Annotated in this window: 20 protein-coding genes; 11 read left to right on the forward strand and 9 right to left on the reverse strand. The window is 27.8% G+C overall.

Annotated features, from left to right (window positions below):
* Positions 1-181: 181 nt before the first annotated feature.
* The 3 genes from rplI to Q0H31_RS10400 are packed head-to-tail and all read left to right on the forward strand — an operon-like array spanning position 182 to position 2915.
* On the forward strand, positions 182-694 hold the full coding sequence (rplI, locus tag Q0H31_RS10390) for a 50S ribosomal protein L9 (protein ID WP_295297924.1): 513 nt from the start codon (positions 182-184) through the stop codon (positions 692-694).
* Positions 694-2091: a replicative DNA helicase gene (gene dnaB, locus Q0H31_RS10395; protein WP_295297926.1), complete on the forward strand. Its 1398-nt coding sequence runs from the start codon at positions 694-696 to the stop codon at positions 2089-2091. Before rplI ends, dnaB begins: the two co-directional genes overlap by 1 nt.
* 17 nt (positions 2092-2108) lie before the next feature.
* Positions 2109-2915 (forward strand): ABC transporter permease, encoded by an 807-nt coding sequence (locus Q0H31_RS10400; protein ID WP_295297927.1) that lies wholly within the window; start codon positions 2109-2111, stop codon positions 2913-2915.
* Between the two features lie 13 nt (positions 2916-2928).
* On the opposite strand, the gene murF is transcribed toward Q0H31_RS10400, so the two are convergent.
* Positions 2929-4275, reverse strand: a complete 1347-nt coding sequence (gene murF, locus Q0H31_RS10405; RefSeq protein ID WP_295297929.1) for a UDP-N-acetylmuramoyl-tripeptide--D-alanyl-D-alanine ligase — start codon at positions 4273-4275, stop codon at positions 2929-2931.
* A gap of 255 nt (positions 4276-4530) precedes the next feature.
* Here murF and kdsA point away from each other — a divergent pair, with 255 nt between their 5' ends.
* Positions 4531-5346 carry a 3-deoxy-8-phosphooctulonate synthase gene (kdsA, locus tag Q0H31_RS10410; RefSeq protein ID WP_295297931.1) on the forward strand — a complete coding sequence of 272 codons (816 nt, stop codon included), beginning with the start codon at positions 4531-4533 and terminating at the stop codon, positions 5344-5346.
* Positions 5347-5349: 3 nt separating this feature from the next.
* Here kdsA and Q0H31_RS10415 read toward each other — a convergent pair whose 3' ends face one another.
* From Q0H31_RS10415 to Q0H31_RS10435, 5 genes are all read right to left on the reverse strand, one after another.
* The gene (locus Q0H31_RS10415; RefSeq protein ID WP_295297933.1) at positions 5350-5964 is read right to left on the reverse strand and encodes a Pr6Pr family membrane protein; all 615 of its coding nucleotides are present in this window, start codon (positions 5962-5964) and stop codon (positions 5350-5352) included.
* The gene (miaA, locus tag Q0H31_RS10420) at positions 5961-6899 is read right to left on the reverse strand and encodes a tRNA (adenosine(37)-N6)-dimethylallyltransferase MiaA (RefSeq protein WP_295297935.1); all 939 of its coding nucleotides are present in this window, start codon (positions 6897-6899) and stop codon (positions 5961-5963) included. Before miaA ends, Q0H31_RS10415 begins: the two co-directional genes overlap by 4 nt.
* Positions 6900-6909: 10 nt before the next feature.
* The gene (locus tag Q0H31_RS10425) at positions 6910-7311 is read right to left on the reverse strand and encodes a hypothetical protein (RefSeq protein WP_295297936.1); all 402 of its coding nucleotides are present in this window, start codon (positions 7309-7311) and stop codon (positions 6910-6912) included.
* 18 nt (positions 7312-7329) lie between these two features.
* Positions 7330-7881: a guanylate kinase gene (gene gmk, locus Q0H31_RS10430; protein WP_295297938.1), complete on the reverse strand. Its 552-nt coding sequence runs from the start codon at positions 7879-7881 to the stop codon at positions 7330-7332.
* 92 nt (positions 7882-7973) lie between these two features.
* Positions 7974-8567, reverse strand: coding sequence for a pyridoxamine 5'-phosphate oxidase family protein (locus Q0H31_RS10435; RefSeq protein WP_295297940.1), 594 nt, complete (start codon positions 8565-8567; stop codon positions 7974-7976).
* Between the two features lie 129 nt (positions 8568-8696).
* Between Q0H31_RS10435 and nadE the strand changes: the two genes are divergently transcribed.
* From nadE to trpS, 3 genes are all read left to right on the forward strand, one after another.
* The gene (nadE, locus tag Q0H31_RS10440) at positions 8697-10574 is read left to right on the forward strand and encodes an NAD(+) synthase (protein WP_295297941.1); all 1878 of its coding nucleotides are present in this window, start codon (positions 8697-8699) and stop codon (positions 10572-10574) included.
* Between the two features lie 81 nt (positions 10575-10655).
* Positions 10656-11606 carry a regulatory iron-sulfur-containing complex subunit RicT gene (locus tag Q0H31_RS10445; RefSeq protein WP_295297942.1) on the forward strand — a complete coding sequence of 317 codons (951 nt, stop codon included), beginning with the start codon at positions 10656-10658 and terminating at the stop codon, positions 11604-11606.
* 25 nt (positions 11607-11631) lie between these two features.
* On the forward strand, positions 11632-12636 hold the full coding sequence (gene trpS / locus Q0H31_RS10450) for a tryptophan--tRNA ligase (RefSeq protein ID WP_295297944.1): 1005 nt from the start codon (positions 11632-11634) through the stop codon (positions 12634-12636).
* A 72-nt stretch (positions 12637-12708) separates the two neighbouring features.
* Here trpS and Q0H31_RS10455 read toward each other — a convergent pair whose 3' ends face one another.
* From Q0H31_RS10455 to Q0H31_RS10465, 3 genes are read right to left on the reverse strand one after another with little or no spacing between them, the layout of a single operon-like run.
* Complete coding sequence (locus Q0H31_RS10455) at positions 12709-14085, reverse strand: prolyl oligopeptidase family serine peptidase (RefSeq protein ID WP_288550947.1); 1377 nt, start codon at positions 14083-14085, stop codon at positions 12709-12711.
* 37 nt (positions 14086-14122) lie between these two features.
* Positions 14123-14755: a MotA/TolQ/ExbB proton channel family protein gene (locus tag Q0H31_RS10460; RefSeq protein ID WP_295297947.1), complete on the reverse strand. Its 633-nt coding sequence runs from the start codon at positions 14753-14755 to the stop codon at positions 14123-14125.
* Positions 14756-14813: 58 nt separating this feature from the next.
* Positions 14814-15437: a hypothetical protein gene (locus tag Q0H31_RS10465; RefSeq protein WP_295297949.1), complete on the reverse strand. Its 624-nt coding sequence runs from the start codon at positions 15435-15437 to the stop codon at positions 14814-14816.
* Between the two features lie 62 nt (positions 15438-15499).
* On the opposite strand from Q0H31_RS10465, the gene Q0H31_RS10470 reads away from it, so the two are divergent.
* The 4 genes from Q0H31_RS10470 to Q0H31_RS10485 are packed head-to-tail and all read left to right on the forward strand — an operon-like array spanning position 15500 to position 18173.
* A complete protein-coding gene (locus tag Q0H31_RS10470) occupies positions 15500-16237 on the forward strand; it encodes a hypothetical protein (protein WP_295297951.1) in 738 nt (245 codons plus the stop codon).
* A gap of 28 nt (positions 16238-16265) precedes the next feature.
* Entirely contained in the window at positions 16266-17126 is an 861-nt protein-coding gene (truB, locus tag Q0H31_RS10475) for a tRNA pseudouridine(55) synthase TruB (protein WP_295297953.1), read from the forward strand.
* A 23-nt stretch (positions 17127-17149) separates the two neighbouring features.
* Positions 17150-17830, forward strand: a complete 681-nt coding sequence (locus Q0H31_RS10480; RefSeq protein ID WP_295297955.1) for a spore coat protein — start codon at positions 17150-17152, stop codon at positions 17828-17830.
* The gene (locus Q0H31_RS10485; protein WP_295297956.1) at positions 17820-18173 is read left to right on the forward strand and encodes a GIY-YIG nuclease family protein; all 354 of its coding nucleotides are present in this window, start codon (positions 17820-17822) and stop codon (positions 18171-18173) included. Before Q0H31_RS10480 ends, Q0H31_RS10485 begins: the two co-directional genes overlap by 11 nt.
* Positions 18174-18330 lie beyond the last annotated feature (157 nt).

Below are 18330 nucleotides of genomic sequence, written 5' to 3' on the forward strand. Positions count from 1 at the left end.
TAGTTAATTAAATTATAAGGAATACCTGCTTTTTTTAAACTAAAAAACGTGCAATATGTATGGCTCCTAAACAATTAAATAATATGTAAAGTATTGATATAATATTTAGAATATGTTATAATTAGCAGACTAAAAGTTATAGAATGTGTATAAATATAGTAAATGATAGGGAGTTTTACCAATGGAAATTATCTTAAAGAAAGATTTTATATCACTTGGCTATGAAGGCGATATATGTAAAGTAAAAAATGGTTATGCAAGAAATTTTCTTATACCAAGAGGAATAGCTGTTGTAAAAAATGCTGCTAATTTAAAAACTTTAGCTCAAATGCAAAAAAGCTTAGAGAAAAAAAGAGCTAAAAGAAAAATGGAAGCAGAAATACTTAAAGGAAAAATTGTAGATATAAGCATAGTGATACCAGCTAAAGTTGCTGATAATGGTAAATTGTATGGTTCTGTTAGTCAGCAGACAATAGTTGATGCTTTAAAAGAAAAAGAGATAGATATTAACAAACGCGATGTTCATATGGAAAAACATATTAAAGAACTTGGCGAATATGATGTTGAAATAAAATTATATCATAGTGTTAATGCTAATATCAAAATTAAAGTTGTTAATATTGATAATGTTGACAATACTGCTAATGTTGAAGCTGCTATAGAAAATACTGCTAATACAGAAGAAAATAATTAATGAATAATACTCCATGCTCCATAGAGGCTGAAGAGTCTCTACTTGGAGCAATGCTTCAAAATTCTCAGGCCATATCTGCAGCAATTTCTAAAATAGTATCAAAAGATTTTTATAGTGAAAGAAATAGATTGCTCTATGAATGCATTCTTGAAATGCATAATAGGGGAATTGCAGTTAATGCTGAAACTATTTTAAGATATCTCAAAGAAAACGGACTTTTTGATAAAATAATTCAAAACGATGAAGTATATTTGATGAAGATAATAGACGGAAGTCCTTTTCATCAAAATGCCAAATATTATGCCGAAATTATAGCAGAGAAATCTTTATTAAGAGATTTAATAACTGCCACTCAAGACATACAAAACTCAGCTTATGAAGCCAAGGACTCTGAAACCAAAGAAATAGCCGATTTTGCAGAAAAAAGAATATTTGAAGTTACTCAAAGAAGGCTTGATAATGATTTTATACATATAAGAGATTTGCTTTATGAAGCATTAACCACAATAGAAAACAGAAAAAAACATAAAGGTACTGTTACTGGTGTGCCTTCTGGTTTTATTGGGCTTGATAAGGTTACGCATGGTTTTCAGCCCTCAGATTTAATTATACTTGCTGCAAGACCTTCTGTTGGTAAAACTAGCTTTGCTCTCAATATAGTAGAACATGTTATTACTAATATTGAGTCTATGAATTATGGTATTGGTTTTTTCTCTTTAGAAATGAGTAGTATGCAGCTTGTGGAGAGACTTATTGCAAGTAAAGCAAGAATTAGTTTGTCTCGTGTGAGGTCTGGAGATTTGGAGAAGCCGGAATGGACTAAATTAGGACAAACCTTCAATAGTTTATCGCAGGCTAATTTGCTAATAGATGATTCCAGCCAATTAACTATTATGGAGATAAGAGGTAAAGCAAGGCAGATGAAATATAAATTTGCTGAGATTGCTAAAACCACCGGAAAGCCAATAGATTTAAAACTAATAGTAGTTGATTATTTGCAGCTTATTCATTCTAATGCTAACACAAGAAGAAATGGAACAAGAGAACAAGAAATTGCAGATATATCAAGAGGGCTTAAAGCATTAGCAAAAGAACTAAATGTACCTGTTATAGCATTAGCACAGTTATCAAGAGCTGTTGAGCAAAGACAGGATAAACCGAGACTTTCTGATTTGCGTGAATCTGGTTCTATAGAGCAAGATGCTGATATTGTTATGTTCCTTCATAGACAAAAAGCAAACAAAGAAGATAAAGATGAAGAAGTGATAGATGAGAAAAATAATCAAGTGGAAGTAATACTTGCAAAACATAGAAATGGTGCTATACTTGAAGGGTTGCCGCTTAATTTTATTGCTGACCAGACAAGATTTGAAAATATTAATGTTAATAATAATTAAAATAAGGACTTTTATTAATGGAACTATTTGATGTTAAGATAGAAGTTAGAAAGGGTATAAAAAATAAAATTATCATTTTCCTTGATACATTAGGTGAGTTTGCTTCTTTACTTATACAAATATTTAAATATACTTTTAGACCAAGTTTTTCTTTTAAGCTTTTAACTGACCAAATAGTGAGAATGGGAGTAGAGTCTTTTATTGTTGCTGCTGTAACGGTGCTTTGTACTGGTATGGTAATGTCGCTTCAAATAGCGGTTGTTTTGGACAGCGTGTTAAAAGGTATATCTCAGTTTGTTGGTTCTATGGTTGGTAAGGCTATGGTTAAGGAATTATCACCTATGCTTCTTGCTTTAATATTTGCGGGTAGGGTGGGAAGTTCTGTTACTGCTGAAATTGGTACTATGCAGGTAAGTGAGCAGTTGGATGCTTTAAAAACATTATATACTAATCCTATAGAATATGTAGCTGTACCAAGATTTTGGGCTGCTGTTATATCGCTTCCTATGCTTACAGTTTCTGCCGATATAATAGGGGTACTTGGCGGGGCTTTAGTAACTGTATTTGTGCTTCATAATGACCCTGCTATTTATTTTGATAGAGCTATTGCTGTTATTTCACTTGGAGACTTTATTGGAAGTTTAATAAAATCTACTATTTTTGGTGCGGAAGTTATTTTGATTTCTTGTTTCTATGGATTTAGAACTAATGGAGGAGCTGAAGGTGTTGGTAAGGCTACTACTATTAGCGTGGTTTACAGCTTTATGCTAATACTTATAACAGATTATCTATTAGTTTCAATACTTGGTATGTTTGGAATGTAATAAAATAAAAAAATTATATATTATTTATTGCTTCTATTATTATATTAAAACGCATACCTAATGAAGCTTTTATTAAAATAGCTGTTTCTTCATTACTGTTTTTTATAATATCAATTATAGTGTTTATGCTCTCTTCTACTTTTTTAAAATGCATATTAGAACATCTAACTTCATTATATATTTTCTCTGAATTATCGCCAACTGTAATAACTTCATCTATATTTTTTAATGAGTTTATAAATGTTCCTATATCTTTATGAAAAGAAGAGTTTTCAGTCTCTGTTTCAAGCATATCGCCAATAATGGCTATTTTTCTTTTTTCTTCTCTTTTAGATAAATATATAAGCATATTTTTTAATGCCGTAGGGTTTGAATTGTAGCAATCGTTTATAATAGAGCAGTTATTTATTTTTATTATCTGCATTCTATTTTTTTGATTTTGATAATTAGTTAAAGCTTTTGCACATTCTTCTAAATCTACATTATAAAGTTCTGCTGCTTTTAGAGCCATTAATATGTTTTGTAAATTAAAATCTCCAATTAAATTATGATTAAATGTTACGCCCTTATAAACAAAACTATTATCATCTATCTTTTTTATTTCTTTTATGTCTGCTTCTATTATATTTTTTATTTTTTTGTTTTTTGCTTCGCTTAATAATATATCTACTTTGTTTGTATTTTTATTTATAATAGCATTTTCTTTTGCATTATTAAATAATTCACTTTTAGCAAGAGCTATATTTTCTAAAGAACCCAAAAAAGCAATATGTACAGGTTCAACATTATTAATAATAACAGTATCAGCCTCTATTGCCTCAGATATCCTTAAGAGTTCATTTTTATGATTCATTCCAGCCTCTATTACGGCCATCTCATAACTGTCATCTAAATTAAATATCGTTTTTGGCACTCCTATTTCATTATTAAAATTGCCTTCTGTTTTTAATGTTTTATATTTTGTGCCTAAAAATAATGCTGTTAATTCTTTTGTAGTAGTTTTTCCACAGCTTCCTGTAATTGATACTACTTTTATATTAAATCTTCTTCTATATTCTCTTGCTAATTTTATAAAAAATAATACACTGTCATTAGTATAAACTACATTAGCATCTTCTGGCATATTGATATTTTCTGAAAGTATAAAAAATCTGCATCCTTTATTGTATGTTTCTAAAGCAAAATCATTGCCGTTAAACTTATCGCCTTTTATAGCTAAGAACAATTTATTATTATTAAAATCTTCTCTGCTGTCTGTGGATATTTGTAAATTTTTATTTTCATCGGTAGAGTTGAATATATATTTTGAATTAGTTTCTTTTGCTATTTTTATTATATCTTTTATAGAAGTTTGTCCCATGTTAATTAAGTCCTTATATTTTTATTGGATATTAATATATATTATTTTGTTAATAATGCAGTTCTTTTGGTTCTTTTATACCAATAAAAGAACTGGGGTGTGGGGCAAAGCCCCGCAAATATTGTAATTAAAAATATAAAATTTTTAATATATAATAACTCTAAATAATAAAAATTACTACTCATATATTTAATAATTGACTTTAATTATTATTAATGTATTATTTAGTTATAAAATATTAAAAGGGTTTAAAATATGATTTTTGATTATAAAGGCATTACAAATAAAAATAAAGAATTAATATTTATAGCAGGTCCTTGCGTTATAGAAAGCGAAGAGATGACTATGAATATTGCTAAAAAATTAAAAGAGATAAAAGAGAAACTCAATATACAATTAATATTTAAAGCAAGCTATGATAAAGCAAATAGAACTTCATTATCTTCTTATAGAGGATTAGGAATGAAAGAGGGGCTTGAGATATTACAAAACATAGGAAAGGAACTCGGACTTTTAACTATCACAGATATACATGTGCCTACAGAGGCTGAAGTTGCTGCTAAGTATGTTGATTTTCTTCAGATACCTGCGTTTTTATGCAGACAGACGGATATGCTTAGAGCTGCTTGTGAGACTAAAAAGGCTGTTAATGTAAAAAAAGGACAGTTTATAAGCGGATATGATTGTAAATATATAGCAGATAAATGTATTGATGCAATAGAAGAAAAAAGACTTTTACTCTGTGAAAGGGGTACTATGTTTGGATATGGTAATTTAGTTGTTGATATGAAAAACATGGAAATAATGAAAAACTATGCACCTGTGGTTTATGATGCTACACATTCTTTGCAGATGCCTTCTGCTGCTAATGGTGTTTCTGGCGGGGCTAGAGAGTTTATACCTGCTTTACTAAAATCAGCTGTTGCTTTATCTATTGACGGAATATTTATGGAGGTGCATCCCAATCCTAAAGAGAGCCTTTCTGATTCTAATACTATATTTGAACTTGATAAGGTTGAAGATTTGTGGAGAGATGTATTAAAAATAAATGAATTAGTAAAAAATATGTGATTATTACTTTTTTGATAGTTTTAATATAATTCTGTCTATAAAAAGTTCAATATATCCTAATATTGTAAAGGCTATAGTAATAAATAAGGCATTCTTTAATACAGTTTTTATTCCGTATTTGTTTATATCAATAAAGAAGTATGGATAATAACTGCCGTTGGATAATTCGCCTCCAAGTTTTGCCCTTATAAATATAAACAAAAAGTAAATAAGAGGTATGATAAGCCATAATATAGGGTCGATGTTTTTATATATTCCTTTTTTGTCAAATAAAATATAATCAACTATAGTCATAATAGGTACTATATAATGAAGTATTGTGCTTCTTATTATATCTGCTCTGTTATCATATCCTCCGCTAAGCAGAAAATGATATATTAAAAATGTAACAGTGATAGACATTGTTATAGTGCCTTTTAATCTTGGCATAAATGTTTTTTGTTTTTTTATTAAATAGATTATGTCTATAATAAAATAAACTATCACTAAAATATTGCTCTGATAGGTAAAATAATATAATGTTTCTATATCTATTTTTTTATCTGCTGTTATAAGTCCGCTAATTACAGCAAATAGTCCTAATATAATTATTATCAATTTATAAATTATTTTTTTCATTGCTTATAAAAATCCATTATCTCTTTTGCGGTATTTTCTAAATCTGTTGGTTTTATTCTTTTTATGCTTTCTAATTTTTCATCTTTTCTAAACCAAGTTAATTGCCTTTTAGCAAAGTTGCGAGTGTTTTTCTTTATTAACTCTTTAAGCTCATCTAAACTCATAGCATTATTAACTATATAATCATAACATTCTTTATAGCCTATAGCTTGTATTGAAGTATTGGTTTTATCTACATTGTAATTATTTATAATATATTTTACCTCATTAAGAAGCCCTTTATCAAACATATTATCAACTCTTTTGTTTATATTATTATAAAGTTCTTCTCTTTCAATATCTATAATATAGCTAATATACTCAATATCTAATTTTCTTTTTCTTTGTTTTTTTAATTCAGAAAACTTTTTTCCAGTATTATAATAAACCTCTAAAGCACGCACCACTCTTCTTGAATTGAATCTATCTATAGTTAAAGCAGCCTCTTTATCTATATTAAGTAAATCTAAATACAAACTTTCCAATCCATCTTTCTCTATTTTCTCATAAAGCTCTTTTCTTATTCTAATAGTTTTTTCTTTATCTTCATTTTCTTCTTCAAAAAGCCCATATTTTATAGAATCAATATAAAAACCAGTACCTCCAACACCAAATATAGGCGTATTTTCTATATTGTCTACAGTCTCTTTTAATATATCAAGATAATTATTAACATTAAAATTAACTGAAGGCTCAATTAGGTTTACCATTTTGTAGTTGTATTTTTTTATTTCTTCTTTGGAAGGTTTAGCAGAGCCAATATCCATATATCTATAAACCTGTATGGAGTCTATAGATAATATGGCGGCATTATTGAAATAGTTATCTATAAGTTTATGTGTAAAATCACTTTTTCCAGAAGCAGTAGCTCCAGATATAAAAACTATTTTTTTCACAATTTAATAATTATTCAGATTTCTTAGATGCTCTTTTTTTTCTTTTTGGTTTTTCTTCTTCATCATCATAACTATCTGTTATTTCATCGTCATCATCATCTTCTTCTATAATAGCTTCTTCTGTCTCTTCAGCACCATCGTAAGTAACATATTCACTATCATTATATGTAGCATCAGTATGTTTAAAAGGTGCCTCTTCATCTACTGTCATTTGAGTATCTTTTTCGTATTCATATTTAATAGTACCATCAAGTATATTCTTTATTACTGTAGGTATGTATTTACCATTTCTATATTTAGTTTCAGCTTTTAATAGTTTTTCGCCTGATTTAGCAAGTTCTATCATAGCCTTACTAAGTTCGTAACGATTACCTTTATATTCAATAAGTTTTTTGAGAGGTATTATTCCCATATATAAATACTCCATTTATTATAATTTTGAATTTATAGCTTCTTCTAACTGTTTATAAGCTATATCAATTTCATCATTCTTTATAATAATATCAAATTGATTTTTATATTCCAATTCTCTTTTAGCATTTTGTATTCTAATTTTCATACTTTCTTCAGATTCAGTTCCTCTTGCCTGTAATCTTGCTTTTAAATCATCTATTGAAGGCGGCTCTATAAATATATAATTAGCATGTATTCCCTTTTCTTTCAAGAATAAAGCTCCTTGAATATCTATATCTAATATTAATATAATTTTTTCATCATCAGCTTTTTCTAATTCTTTAAAAGAAGTGCCGTAATAATTGTCATGAACATTAGCCCATTCAATAAAATCACCATTGTCTATCATTTTTTGAAAAGTATCTTTATCTATAAAGTAGTAATCTTTGCCGTCAACTTCACCTTCTCTGATATTCCTAGTGGTATGTGATACACTGAACATGGCATTTGAGTGTTTTGACATATATTTTTTTATTAAGGTTGTTTTGCCAGCTGCTGATGGAGCTGTTATTACCACTATATTACTCATATAAAAAAGATACCCAATAGATAGTTTTATTGATTATACAACAAAGCAAAAAATATTTCAAGTATTTTTAGGAACTTTACATAAGATATTCATTATTTTCTTACATTTTTCATCATTTCTATTGTTTCTAAGTCTATTTTCTCGCCTCTTTTTTCTAAGTCTTTTATTAATATATTTATTTCTTCATCAGTCATATTTTGTCCGAATTTTGTCTTTGCTGTGATATTTTCTATTTTTATTACTCCTACAAGCATAGGCTTATGAGCATATTCAAACATTTTGTGTTCTATTGATAAATTAGAGTTGTCTTTTTCATATTTTTTTACTAATTCATATAATATATTTTTTCTTCTTTCAACTTCGCTTATATCTATTATATTAACTTCGCCTTCAATATATACTGAAAAATAAAACTGTGTTGGTGTCATAGTATTATTTTTGAATGTTGATGGCATATATGAATATACTTTTGAAGCTGTAAAAGATATTTTTGGATTAGTCTTTAATATTTCGTATTTTCTTCCGCTTGGAGCTCCGTGAAAATATATTTCATTGTCTTTATAGCAAAAACTTATAGGGACTGCGTAAGGTATTTTATCTGGTAATGCCATAACTCCATATTCTATAGTATTTAGCATATTTTCTATTTTCTTTATATCATTAAAATTAAACTCTTTTCTTCTCATTTTTCTCTGCCTTATTATAATAAATAGTAATTATATCATACCATACATGTTTTGACAAATTATTTATTTTCTTATATTATATTAGTCAATATTTTATTTAATTTTATTTTAAAAGTTGGAGTGTTACTTATGAAGATAGCTATATGCCAATTTGAAATAATACCTTCTATGCCAATTGTAAATGCTAGTAAAATGATTAAATATATTGAAGAGGCAAGGGGGAATAATGCGGATATTATTGTTTTTCCAGAGCTTTCAGTTTCTGGGTATATGGTTGGAGATACGTGGGAGAGTGAGTCATTCGTAAGAGAATGCGAAAGACTTGGAGAAGAAATTATAAAAGCTTCTAAAGATATATATGTTATTTTTGGAAATATTGCTTTAGATAAAAAGAAAAAAAACTTTGACGGAAGAGTGAGAAAATATAATGCTCTGTTTGTAGCAAAAGATGGTAAACTAATAGACAATAATACAACAGAATATAATTTCTTTATAAAAACTCTTCTTCCAAATTATAAAGAGTTTGATGACAGCAGACATTTTTATAGCTTAAAAGATTTAGCTTTAGAAAATGATGTTAGCATAAAAAAATATTTAAAACCATTAGAGATAGAAATTAATAAACAAAAAATAAAATTAGGCTTAACTATATGCGAAGATATGTGGGCTAAGAATTATAATGTAAATCCTATGGAAATAATGAAAGATGATATTGATATGTTTATTAATATATCAAGTTCTTTTTATATTTTAGAAGATGAAGAAAAAAAGAATAATATGTTTTCTGATATAACAAAAAAATATAATAAGCCATTAATATATGCTAATAATGTGGGTATTCAAAACAATGGCAAGAATGTTTTTACTTTCGACGGAAGCAGCAGAGTTTATGATGAAAAAGGAAAATTGCTTTTAAAAGGAGATAGATATAAAGAGGAAGTATATTACATAGATTTTGATAATAAAAATAAAAAAGAAGATATAACAGTAAAAGAAGAAAATGAATATAAACTCATATACGACACAGTTATTTACGGAATAAGAAAGTTTATGAAATCTATTGGAATGAATAGGGTAGTTATAGGGGTATCTGGAGGAATTGATTCTGCATTATCATCTGCAATGTATGTTAGTGCTTTAGGTGCTGATAATGTTTTACTTGTAAATATGCCTAGTAAGTTTAATTCTAATACAACTAAAAACCTTGCTAAGAGTTTATCTGATAATTTAGGCTGTGCCTATATGGTAATGCCTATACAAGAGTCGGTTGATTATACTATAAAACAACTTGAAAGTTCTCCTATAATTAAAGATGGAAAAGAGAGTTTCTTAAAAGTATCATCATTTGTTACAGAAAATATACAGGCAAGAGACCGCTCTTCAAGAATACTCGCTTCAATAGCTGCAAGTTTTGGAGGCGTATTTACTTGCAATGCAAACAAAACAGAAACTATTGTTGGTTATTGTACTATGTATGGTGATGGTGCTGGTTTTTTTGCTTGTTTAGGAGATTTATGGAAGTATCAAATATACGGACTTGCAAGATATGTTAATGATAAAGTTTTTAAAAGAGAAGTTATTCCAGAGGGTACAATTAATATAGTTCCAAGTGCTGAGCTTTCAACTGCACAGGCTGTAGATGAAGGCAAGGGAGACCCTATAAAATATGATTATCATGATTATTTATTTAAAACTATGTTTGAATCTTGGAATAGAATTATACCTGAAGATGTTTTAGAGTGGTATATAGATGGCGTTTTAGAAGAGAAAATTGGATGTAAAAAAGGACTTTTAAATAAATATTTTAAAACTGATATTGAGTTTATAGAGGATTTAGAGAAGTGGTGGAAGCAATATAATGGAATGGCTGTTTCAAAGAGAATACAGGCTCCTCCTATACTTTCAATTAGTAAAAGGGCTTTTGGAAATGGAAGCAAAGAGGCTCAAAATGGTGTTTATTATACTGCAAGATATTTACAATTAAAAAATGAAATATTAAATAAATAATACTTGCAATTATATTCACTTAAAAATAAAATGTTTTATAATTTATTTCTTTGTTGAAAACATAAAAATAGAGGTTTATAGATGATAAAAAATGTAGCTCATGTAAAGTTTAGAGATTCCAATTTTGGCAAGTTTGAACATGCACATATAGAAGATATAAATATAAAAGATGCTTGTATTGTAGAGACTGATGAGGGAGTTGAGTTGGGATATATTGTTAATTTTGAAGATATAGATATGGAAGTATTTAATAGCAATGTTGAAGAAGTCAGTCAAGAGAATGTGTCTGAAGATAATACAGCTGATGAAGAGATATCTGAAGAGATGAAAGAGATGGTAGATGATGAGGCTCATATAGTAAAACCTAAAAAAAATAAAATATTTAATATATTAAGAAAAGCAACAGAAGATGATTTGAAGCAGCATAATAAAAACAAAGAAGATGCTGTGGAAGCTTTTAGAATCTGTAAAGAGAAAGTTAATAATCATAATTTAGATTTGAAGCTTATTAGTTCTTATTATTTTTTGGATAGGGCAAAGTTGTTATTTGAGTTTATAGCAGAGGAGAGAATTGACTTTAGGGAGCTTGTAAAAGATTTAGCTGCTCATTTTAAGACACGCATAGAGCTTAGGCAGATTGGAGTTAGAGACGAGGCAAGGGCTATAGGCGGATGCGGAATATGCGGAAGAGAATTATGCTGCAGGGTAAAAAACGGTAAGTTTGAAACTATCACTATAAAAATGGCAAAAGAGCAGAGTATGCTTTTAAATACGATGAAAATATCCGGACAATGCGGCAGGCTTATGTGCTGTTTAGCTCATGAATATAAAGCTTATTGTGCTCTTAAAAAGGATTTGCCTAAAGTAGGAACTAAATTAATATTTAATAGCACTCCTGCTTCTATAAAAGATTTAAATCCTTTAAATAAAACTTTATTAGTAGAAACAGAAGATAAGAGATTGTTTTATATAAATGCTGCTGAATTAGAAAATCAAAATGGTGTTTTGGTTGCTAATATAAAAGCAGAGTAATGATTAATAATTTGGAGTTGTAGCTATGAATAATAATAAAAAAATAATGTTAAGCGGAATACAGCCTACAGGTTCGCTTCATATAGGCAATTATCTTGGAGCTTTGAAGAACTGGGCTGATATACTTGATGAGTATTATGGATTTTTTTGTATAGTTGATTATCATGCTATTACTATAGAATATGATGTGAAAGAGATGCAAAAAAGAATAATTAATGCTGCTGTAGAATATTTAGCTTCTGGGCTTGACCCAAAAAAATGCTCTATATTTGTGCAGTCCGATGTGAGGGCACATACTGAACTTGCTTGGATATTTAATTCTATTATACCTGTAGCAGAATTAGAAAGAATGACACAATACAAAGATAAATCAAGAAAAAATGTTGAAAATATTAATGCTGCTTTACTCACATATCCATCATTAATGGCGGCAGATATTTTGCTTTATCACCCTGATATAGTACCTGTTGGTGAAGACCAAGAACAGCATGTTGAACTTACAAGAATGATAGTAAGAAAGTTTAATAATAGATTTGGAGAATATTTTAAAGAGCCTGACACTTATCATGGTAAGGTATTAAGAATATTAGGTCTTGACGGCGTAAACAAAATGAGTAAGTCATTAAATAACCATATTGCTTTATCGCTTACAGCAGAAGAAACAGAAAAACTAATAATGCAAAAAGCTATGACAGACACTAATAGAAAATTAAAAACAGATAAGGGTAATCCTGATATTTGTAATGTTTATTCTTATCATAAAATTTTCTCAAGCGAAGAGGAACAAAAAGAAGTTTGCGAAGGCTGTAAAAATGCTTCTATTGGATGCGTACAATGTAAGAGAATGCTCGCAGCAAATATCAATAAAGAATTAGCTCCTATAAGAGAGAATATAAATAAATATTCTAATGATTTAGATTATGTTTATGATGTTCTTAAAGAGGGGGCAAAAAATGCTTCAGAAGTAGCTGAAAAAACTCTTTATGAAGTACGCGATTTGATGGGACTTAATGACAGTAAAAGAAAATAGTTTTATTAAAATAATTTGATTAATAATAAAAAAGAGGTACTAATTTTATTTAGCACCTCTTTTTTATATTTCTTATTTATTAATATAAGAAGAAGCCCAATTCATAATTTGAGTTCCATTTGATGATTTTGTATTATTATTTAGAGGATAAATCCAAGAGAAGTGGTCTATATATTGTACTAAAGTATCAACGCCATCTTGATCATAGTCTTCAGCAAATTCTAATTTTCCAGAATATCTTTCTTTACCTAATGAATCAGTTATCATTTTTTTATCAACTGTATCATATATAGATAATTTATATTTATTATCAAGTGTTTCATATGTAGTAAAGTCTGAATTTAATTCTTGTTCAAATCTCGTTGTTACGATATTCTCTCCTTGTGTTAATATATTAAACATATGCTGAGCACATTCCTTAGTTTCCACTGTTCCATCTGTTTCTCCCTGAACAAGCCATATAGCAGTTTTAGATTTTCTTAAGCCGCTTAATTCTTCAGTAGTAGGAGTTCTTCCGCCTCTGTCAGTTGCTACGTCAAATGCAGGACAAATAACAATAGAAGATGCAAATAAATCAGGATATTTTATTATCATTCTTGTTGTCATATAACCGCCGGCAGAACAGCCTGCAGCCATTATTTTATTTTTATCTATATTATATTTATTTACTATATCATTTATTTCATTATAAACAATTTCTAATAAATTATCTCTTTCAGCATAATACCATGTATCTGGAACTTGAAAAGCTAAAACATGTGCTTTGCCGAATATTTCTTGTGCTGTATCTGATACCCAAGCAACTCCGCCTTTATTAGCTCTTATTTGTGCAGAGTTATCTTTTAAATTATCAAAATCACCCTCGCCATTTCCATGAAACCAAACTATAAGTTTATCAGATTCACCAGCATTATAAAATTGATAATTTATAGAATCTTCTTGAATTACAGATTCAAATTTAGCTAATTCATCATTAATAACTTTATTGTCCCAAATATAAGTACCATTTTCTATTACTTTGTTTTTAGAAGTTTTTATAGGTGTATTTTGAGTTATTGTATATTCTAATTTTCCCGGATAATTTCTTGATTTATCATCTAACCAAGTTAATGTAGAGCCTTCTGATTCTAATAAATATAAAATTACTTTGTTGTTTGTTGTTTCAGTTTTTACTATATTTCTATTAATATCATATGATAACTCATCTTTTTTTTCGCCTGCTTGTATGTAAGATTTAGCATTTACTGTATAAGTATTTGTGCTTATTTCTATTGGAAAGATATTTTTAGGATAAGTTATTACTATTTTGTTTATAACTTCTCCAGCATCTGTTACCACGCTAAAAAGCTGATATTGATAATTTTTTGGGCTGTTTGTAATAGCTATAATAACTGCTACAATTATTATGGCTATTATTATAGCTATTTTTTTAAACATGTTTTTTTGCATAAAAAACTCCTATACTATAATTTAAATAAAATGAAAATTATTTATTATCTTTTTTGCTTAAATAGTCTGAAATCTCATTAGAAACATTTTCCATAAAGCTTATTCTTGAGTTTAGAGCATTTACAAAATAGTTATAAAAAACAACTGTAGGTATTGCTATAACAAGACCTGCTGCGGTTGTAAGAAGTGCATTTGCTATACCGCTTGCAAGAGCTATTGGGTTGCCGCTTCCAACAGATGCCATCACTCCGAAAGATTCTATCATACCTAATATTGTACCGAGAAGTCCTAATAATGGAGCTACTGTTGATATTGTAGAGAGTGTTGAAATAAATCTCTCCAATTTTGGAAGCTCTTTATTAGATTGCATTATCATTGATTCTTTTATTATTTCTGTGTTTTTTAAACCTTCTAATACTATGTTTGATAATGGAGAATTACTTGTTTCACATAAGGCTATTGCGGTTTTTATATCATTATCTTTTATAAGAGTATGAAGCTTTGGGGCTAGGGCATCATCTTGTGCTTTTACTTTGTTGAAATAAATAAATCTATCAACTATCGCTGTGAGGGCTATTAGAGAACATAATAATAAAGATATCCAGCACAGTATCATGGCAACATTAAGTAAAGAAGTAGCTCCAAAAATTCCATTTATAACATTATTCATTTTTATATTCTCCGTTTCTAATAATTATAATTGTATATATATAAAAAATCAATCATTGCTAATTTATTTCTGTTTCTATCACAACATTATATTCATTTTCGCTATAGCTTTCTTCTGAAATATAAGCATTGTTAGTTAATTCTACAACTTTATTAACTTCTATTCCTTCTTTTAATAACATATAATATAAAGATTCATAAGCTCTTTTTAATGCATTTTGTGTAAGCATTTGCCTTGTATAAGGACTTAGTTTTGCATTTTCTGTTAATTGTATAGAGGCATTCGCTCTAAAAATATTGCCCTCTATTTTTCCTTCTCTCACTATCTTACTCAAAGCTTGCAGAGAGTTTGTATATATAGAAATGTCTTCCACTTTTATATCTGTATAATAATTATCATTTTTTTTGTAATTTTTTATTTTTGCTGTTTTCTTATTATTAAAGTCTATTATATTAGAATCTTTTAGAAATACTCCAACAACATTATAATCGCTTCTATTGATGCTTGGTGCAGTTTTTTCGGCTATATAATAATACATATTTTCTATTGCTTTTGTTTTGCTTGCTTCATAACTTAAATCACTATATCCAGTAGAATATAATATTCCTTTTTCTATATCATTTTTTTTGCATGAAACAATTGCTAATAATATTATAAAAAAATATATCTTGTTTTTTTCCATAATTTATATTACATTATTTTAATATATTAATCAATAAATAAAAAAATATTGGGAATAGTTAATTGAGAAGTAGAGTATATTTAATTATTTTGTTATTGTTAATCTCTTGCGGTAAAAAAGAAAATACATTGCTTGAAGATATGGCATTGCTTGATAAGTCTTATATAAGAACATTGCTTTATACTGCAAATATTAATAATCAAAATAGAAAAGAAAGCATAGAGCGTTTTATAATAGACTGGAATGCATTCAAAAAGAAATATTATAATGCTAATACTGAAGACCCTCAATGGAAAACAGATTTTGATAGTTTGCAGGATATTTTAATACGTTCGCATTATTATATAGCAAGCGGAGAAGATGAGAGTGCGGGGTATTCAATACTTCATGATATTAAATATGTATTATCAGATATGAGAAAGAGAAATAATATTAATTGGTTTGTAGATAATATTAATGCCGTATATAAAACAGCCAATAGAATGAATGAACTTTCAAAGATATACGGACTTAATACAACAGTGCTTACAGAAACAGAAGAAAATAGGCTTATAGTTGTTTATCAGCTTTTAGATTCTGCTGTAAAAAATGCATTAAAAGAATTCGATAGAAGTAATATTCAGTTATTAGGATTATCAGCTAAACAAATAGAAGCTTTAAGACATAATATGAATACTATTTCAGATTTGGTGCTTGCTATAGGAAATAATATATCAAATAAAAGATATAGTGATATTCCAAATATATCGGCTAATATTATTAATATATATTTTAATTCTCTTCAAATAATAGTTGCTTAAATTTGTTTGTTGTTGAGAGTAAGTATTTATGAAAGGATTTTTAATAGTAAATAAACCAAAAGGCATTACTTCTTTTGATGTTATAAGAAAATTAAAACCTATATTAAAAGAAAAAAGAATAGGGCATGTTGGTACGCTTGACCCTTTTGCATCTGGAGTATTAATAATTGCTTTAGGAAGATATACCAAATTATTTTTTTTGTTTGATGATTTATATAAGGAGTATATTGCAAGAGGTATTTTTGGAGAGAGCAGGGATACTGATGATGTAGAAGGTAAAGTTTTAGAAAAATCAAAAAATGAAAATATACTTACCTTTAATGAATTAGAAACGTTAATAAAAAATAATTTCTTAGGCAGTATATTGCAAAAGCCTCCAATATATAGTGCTAAAAAAATTGACGGCAAGAGGGCTTATGATTTAGCCAGAGAAAATAAAGAGTTTCAATTAAAGAATGTGAATGTTTTTATAAATAGTATAGAGTTATTAGAATATAATTATCCTTATTTTACAATTAAAACTTCTGTAAGTAAGGGTACTTATATTAGGGCAATAGTGAGAGATATTGGAGAGCTTACTAATAATTTTGCTTACACAAAAGATTTATTAAGAACTTCTATCGGCGATTATAATATTGATAATGCTGTTAATTTAGAAAACATAAATGCCAATAACATTATTTCTTTTTTTGATATGTTTAAAGACTTTGATAAACTTGTAATAGAAGATGAAAAAGATATAAAGCAAATACTCTCTGGAAATACAAAACTGATAGAAAATATAAATATGAAAAATAAATATTTAGCTTTAGTTGATAGTAATAATAATTTATTAGCTATTATAAGTAATGTTAATAATTCTAATAGATACTCTTTTATAGATGTATGATTATTTATAAAAAGGAATAAAAAATGGAAAAAATAATTATTATACTTGCTTCAAGGGTTGGCTCTACAAGGCTTCCAAGAAAGGCATTAAAACCTATGGCTGGTTGCGGCACTATGCTTGAGCTTATTATAAAAAGATTAAGAAGCTCTAAAATGGCTAATGATGTTATAGTTGCTACAGAAGAAAAATCATATAATGAGTTTAGTAAAATATTTGAAAATCTTAAGTGCAATTATTTTGTAGGAAGTGAGGAAGATGTTTTAGATAGATATGTGAAAGCGGCAGAAAAGTTTAATGGGGACATTATAGTGCGTGCCACTGGAGATAATCCTTTGGTGAGTGTAAAAGCATTAGATTCTATAATAGAGCATCATATAAAAACAAAAGCAGATTTAAGTCATTATGATTTACTCCCATATGGCAGCGGTGTTGAAGTTATTAATTATGAGGCTTTAAAATATGCTAATGATAATTCTGATGACATTTTTGAACATGAACATATTACTCAGTATCATTATAGAAACCCTGATAAATTTAAAATAGAAAATCCAAAAGTTGAAGAGAGTTTTAGAATGCCTGAGTTAAGAACCACAGTAGACAGAGTAGAAGATTATGATAATGTATGTGCTATATTTAAAAAATACAATAATAATATATATATTGATGTTGATGATATTATAAGAGACATAAAAAATGGAAAATGAGTTTTATTATGTTTATATACTTCTCTGTGAAGACGGGAGTTATTATACTGGAGTAACGAATAATTTAAAAGAGAGGTTTATAAAACATAGCAGAGGCAAAGGTGCAAAATATACTAAAACCCATAAACCATTAAAGATATTATCAGCTTGGATTGTTGAGAATATCAATATTGCTTTAAAAATAGAACATTATATAAAAAAACAAGACAAAAAAATAAAAACTATGTTTATAGAAAATAAAAGATTATTAAAAAAATATTTTGTAAAAGAATATAGCAAATTAAAAAAAATTAGTGTAATAAGTGTATCAAATATAGATAGTTATAATAATATAAAAACATGAGATATAAAAATAGTTGTTATGTAATTTTGTATAGAATCTTTTATTAACTTCTTAAAAATCAGGTTTAATATAAATTTAATTATATTGCACAGGAGCCAGACATATTGCAGTTAGGAATTCCTTAATTTCTTAAAGTATAGCATAGGTGTATCATAAT

The sequence above is a fragment of the uncultured Brachyspira sp. genome (genome assembly GCF_934747485.1).
GTDB lineage: Bacteria > Spirochaetota > Brachyspiria > Brachyspirales > Brachyspiraceae > Brachyspira.

Coding starts and splice junctions, on each gene's coding strand:
- rplI (WP_295297924.1), top strand. CDS start 182: ATGGAAATTATCTTAAAGAAAGATTTTATATCACTTGGCTATGAAGGC.
- dnaB (WP_295297926.1), top strand. CDS start 694: ATGAATAATACTCCATGCTCCATAGAGGCTGAAGAGTCTCTACTTGGA.
- Q0H31_RS10400 (WP_295297927.1), top strand. CDS start 2,109: ATGGAACTATTTGATGTTAAGATAGAAGTTAGAAAGGGTATAAAAAAT.
- murF (WP_295297929.1), bottom strand. CDS start 4,275: ATGGGACAAACTTCTATAAAAGATATAATAAAAATAGCAAAAGAAACT.
- kdsA (WP_295297931.1), top strand. CDS start 4,531: ATGATTTTTGATTATAAAGGCATTACAAATAAAAATAAAGAATTAATA.
- Q0H31_RS10415 (WP_295297933.1), bottom strand. CDS start 5,964: ATGAAAAAAATAATTTATAAATTGATAATAATTATATTAGGACTATTT.
- Q0H31_RS10425 (WP_295297936.1), bottom strand. CDS start 7,311: ATGGGAATAATACCTCTCAAAAAACTTATTGAATATAAAGGTAATCGT.
- gmk (WP_295297938.1), bottom strand. CDS start 7,881: ATGAGTAATATAGTGGTAATAACAGCTCCATCAGCAGCTGGCAAAACA.
- Q0H31_RS10435 (WP_295297940.1), bottom strand. CDS start 8,567: ATGAGAAGAAAAGAGTTTAATTTTAATGATATAAAGAAAATAGAAAAT.
- nadE (WP_295297941.1), top strand. CDS start 8,697: ATGAAGATAGCTATATGCCAATTTGAAATAATACCTTCTATGCCAATT.
- Q0H31_RS10445 (WP_295297942.1), top strand. CDS start 10,656: ATGATAAAAAATGTAGCTCATGTAAAGTTTAGAGATTCCAATTTTGGC.
- trpS (WP_295297944.1), top strand. CDS start 11,632: ATGAATAATAATAAAAAAATAATGTTAAGCGGAATACAGCCTACAGGT.
- Q0H31_RS10455 (WP_288550947.1), bottom strand. CDS start 14,085: ATGCAAAAAAACATGTTTAAAAAAATAGCTATAATAATAGCCATAATA.
- Q0H31_RS10460 (WP_295297947.1), bottom strand. CDS start 14,755: ATGAATAATGTTATAAATGGAATTTTTGGAGCTACTTCTTTACTTAAT.
- Q0H31_RS10465 (WP_295297949.1), bottom strand. CDS start 15,437: ATGGAAAAAAACAAGATATATTTTTTTATAATATTATTAGCAATTGTT.
- truB (WP_295297953.1), top strand. CDS start 16,266: ATGAAAGGATTTTTAATAGTAAATAAACCAAAAGGCATTACTTCTTTT.
- Q0H31_RS10480 (WP_295297955.1), top strand. CDS start 17,150: ATGGAAAAAATAATTATTATACTTGCTTCAAGGGTTGGCTCTACAAGG.
- Q0H31_RS10485 (WP_295297956.1), top strand. CDS start 17,820: ATGGAAAATGAGTTTTATTATGTTTATATACTTCTCTGTGAAGACGGG.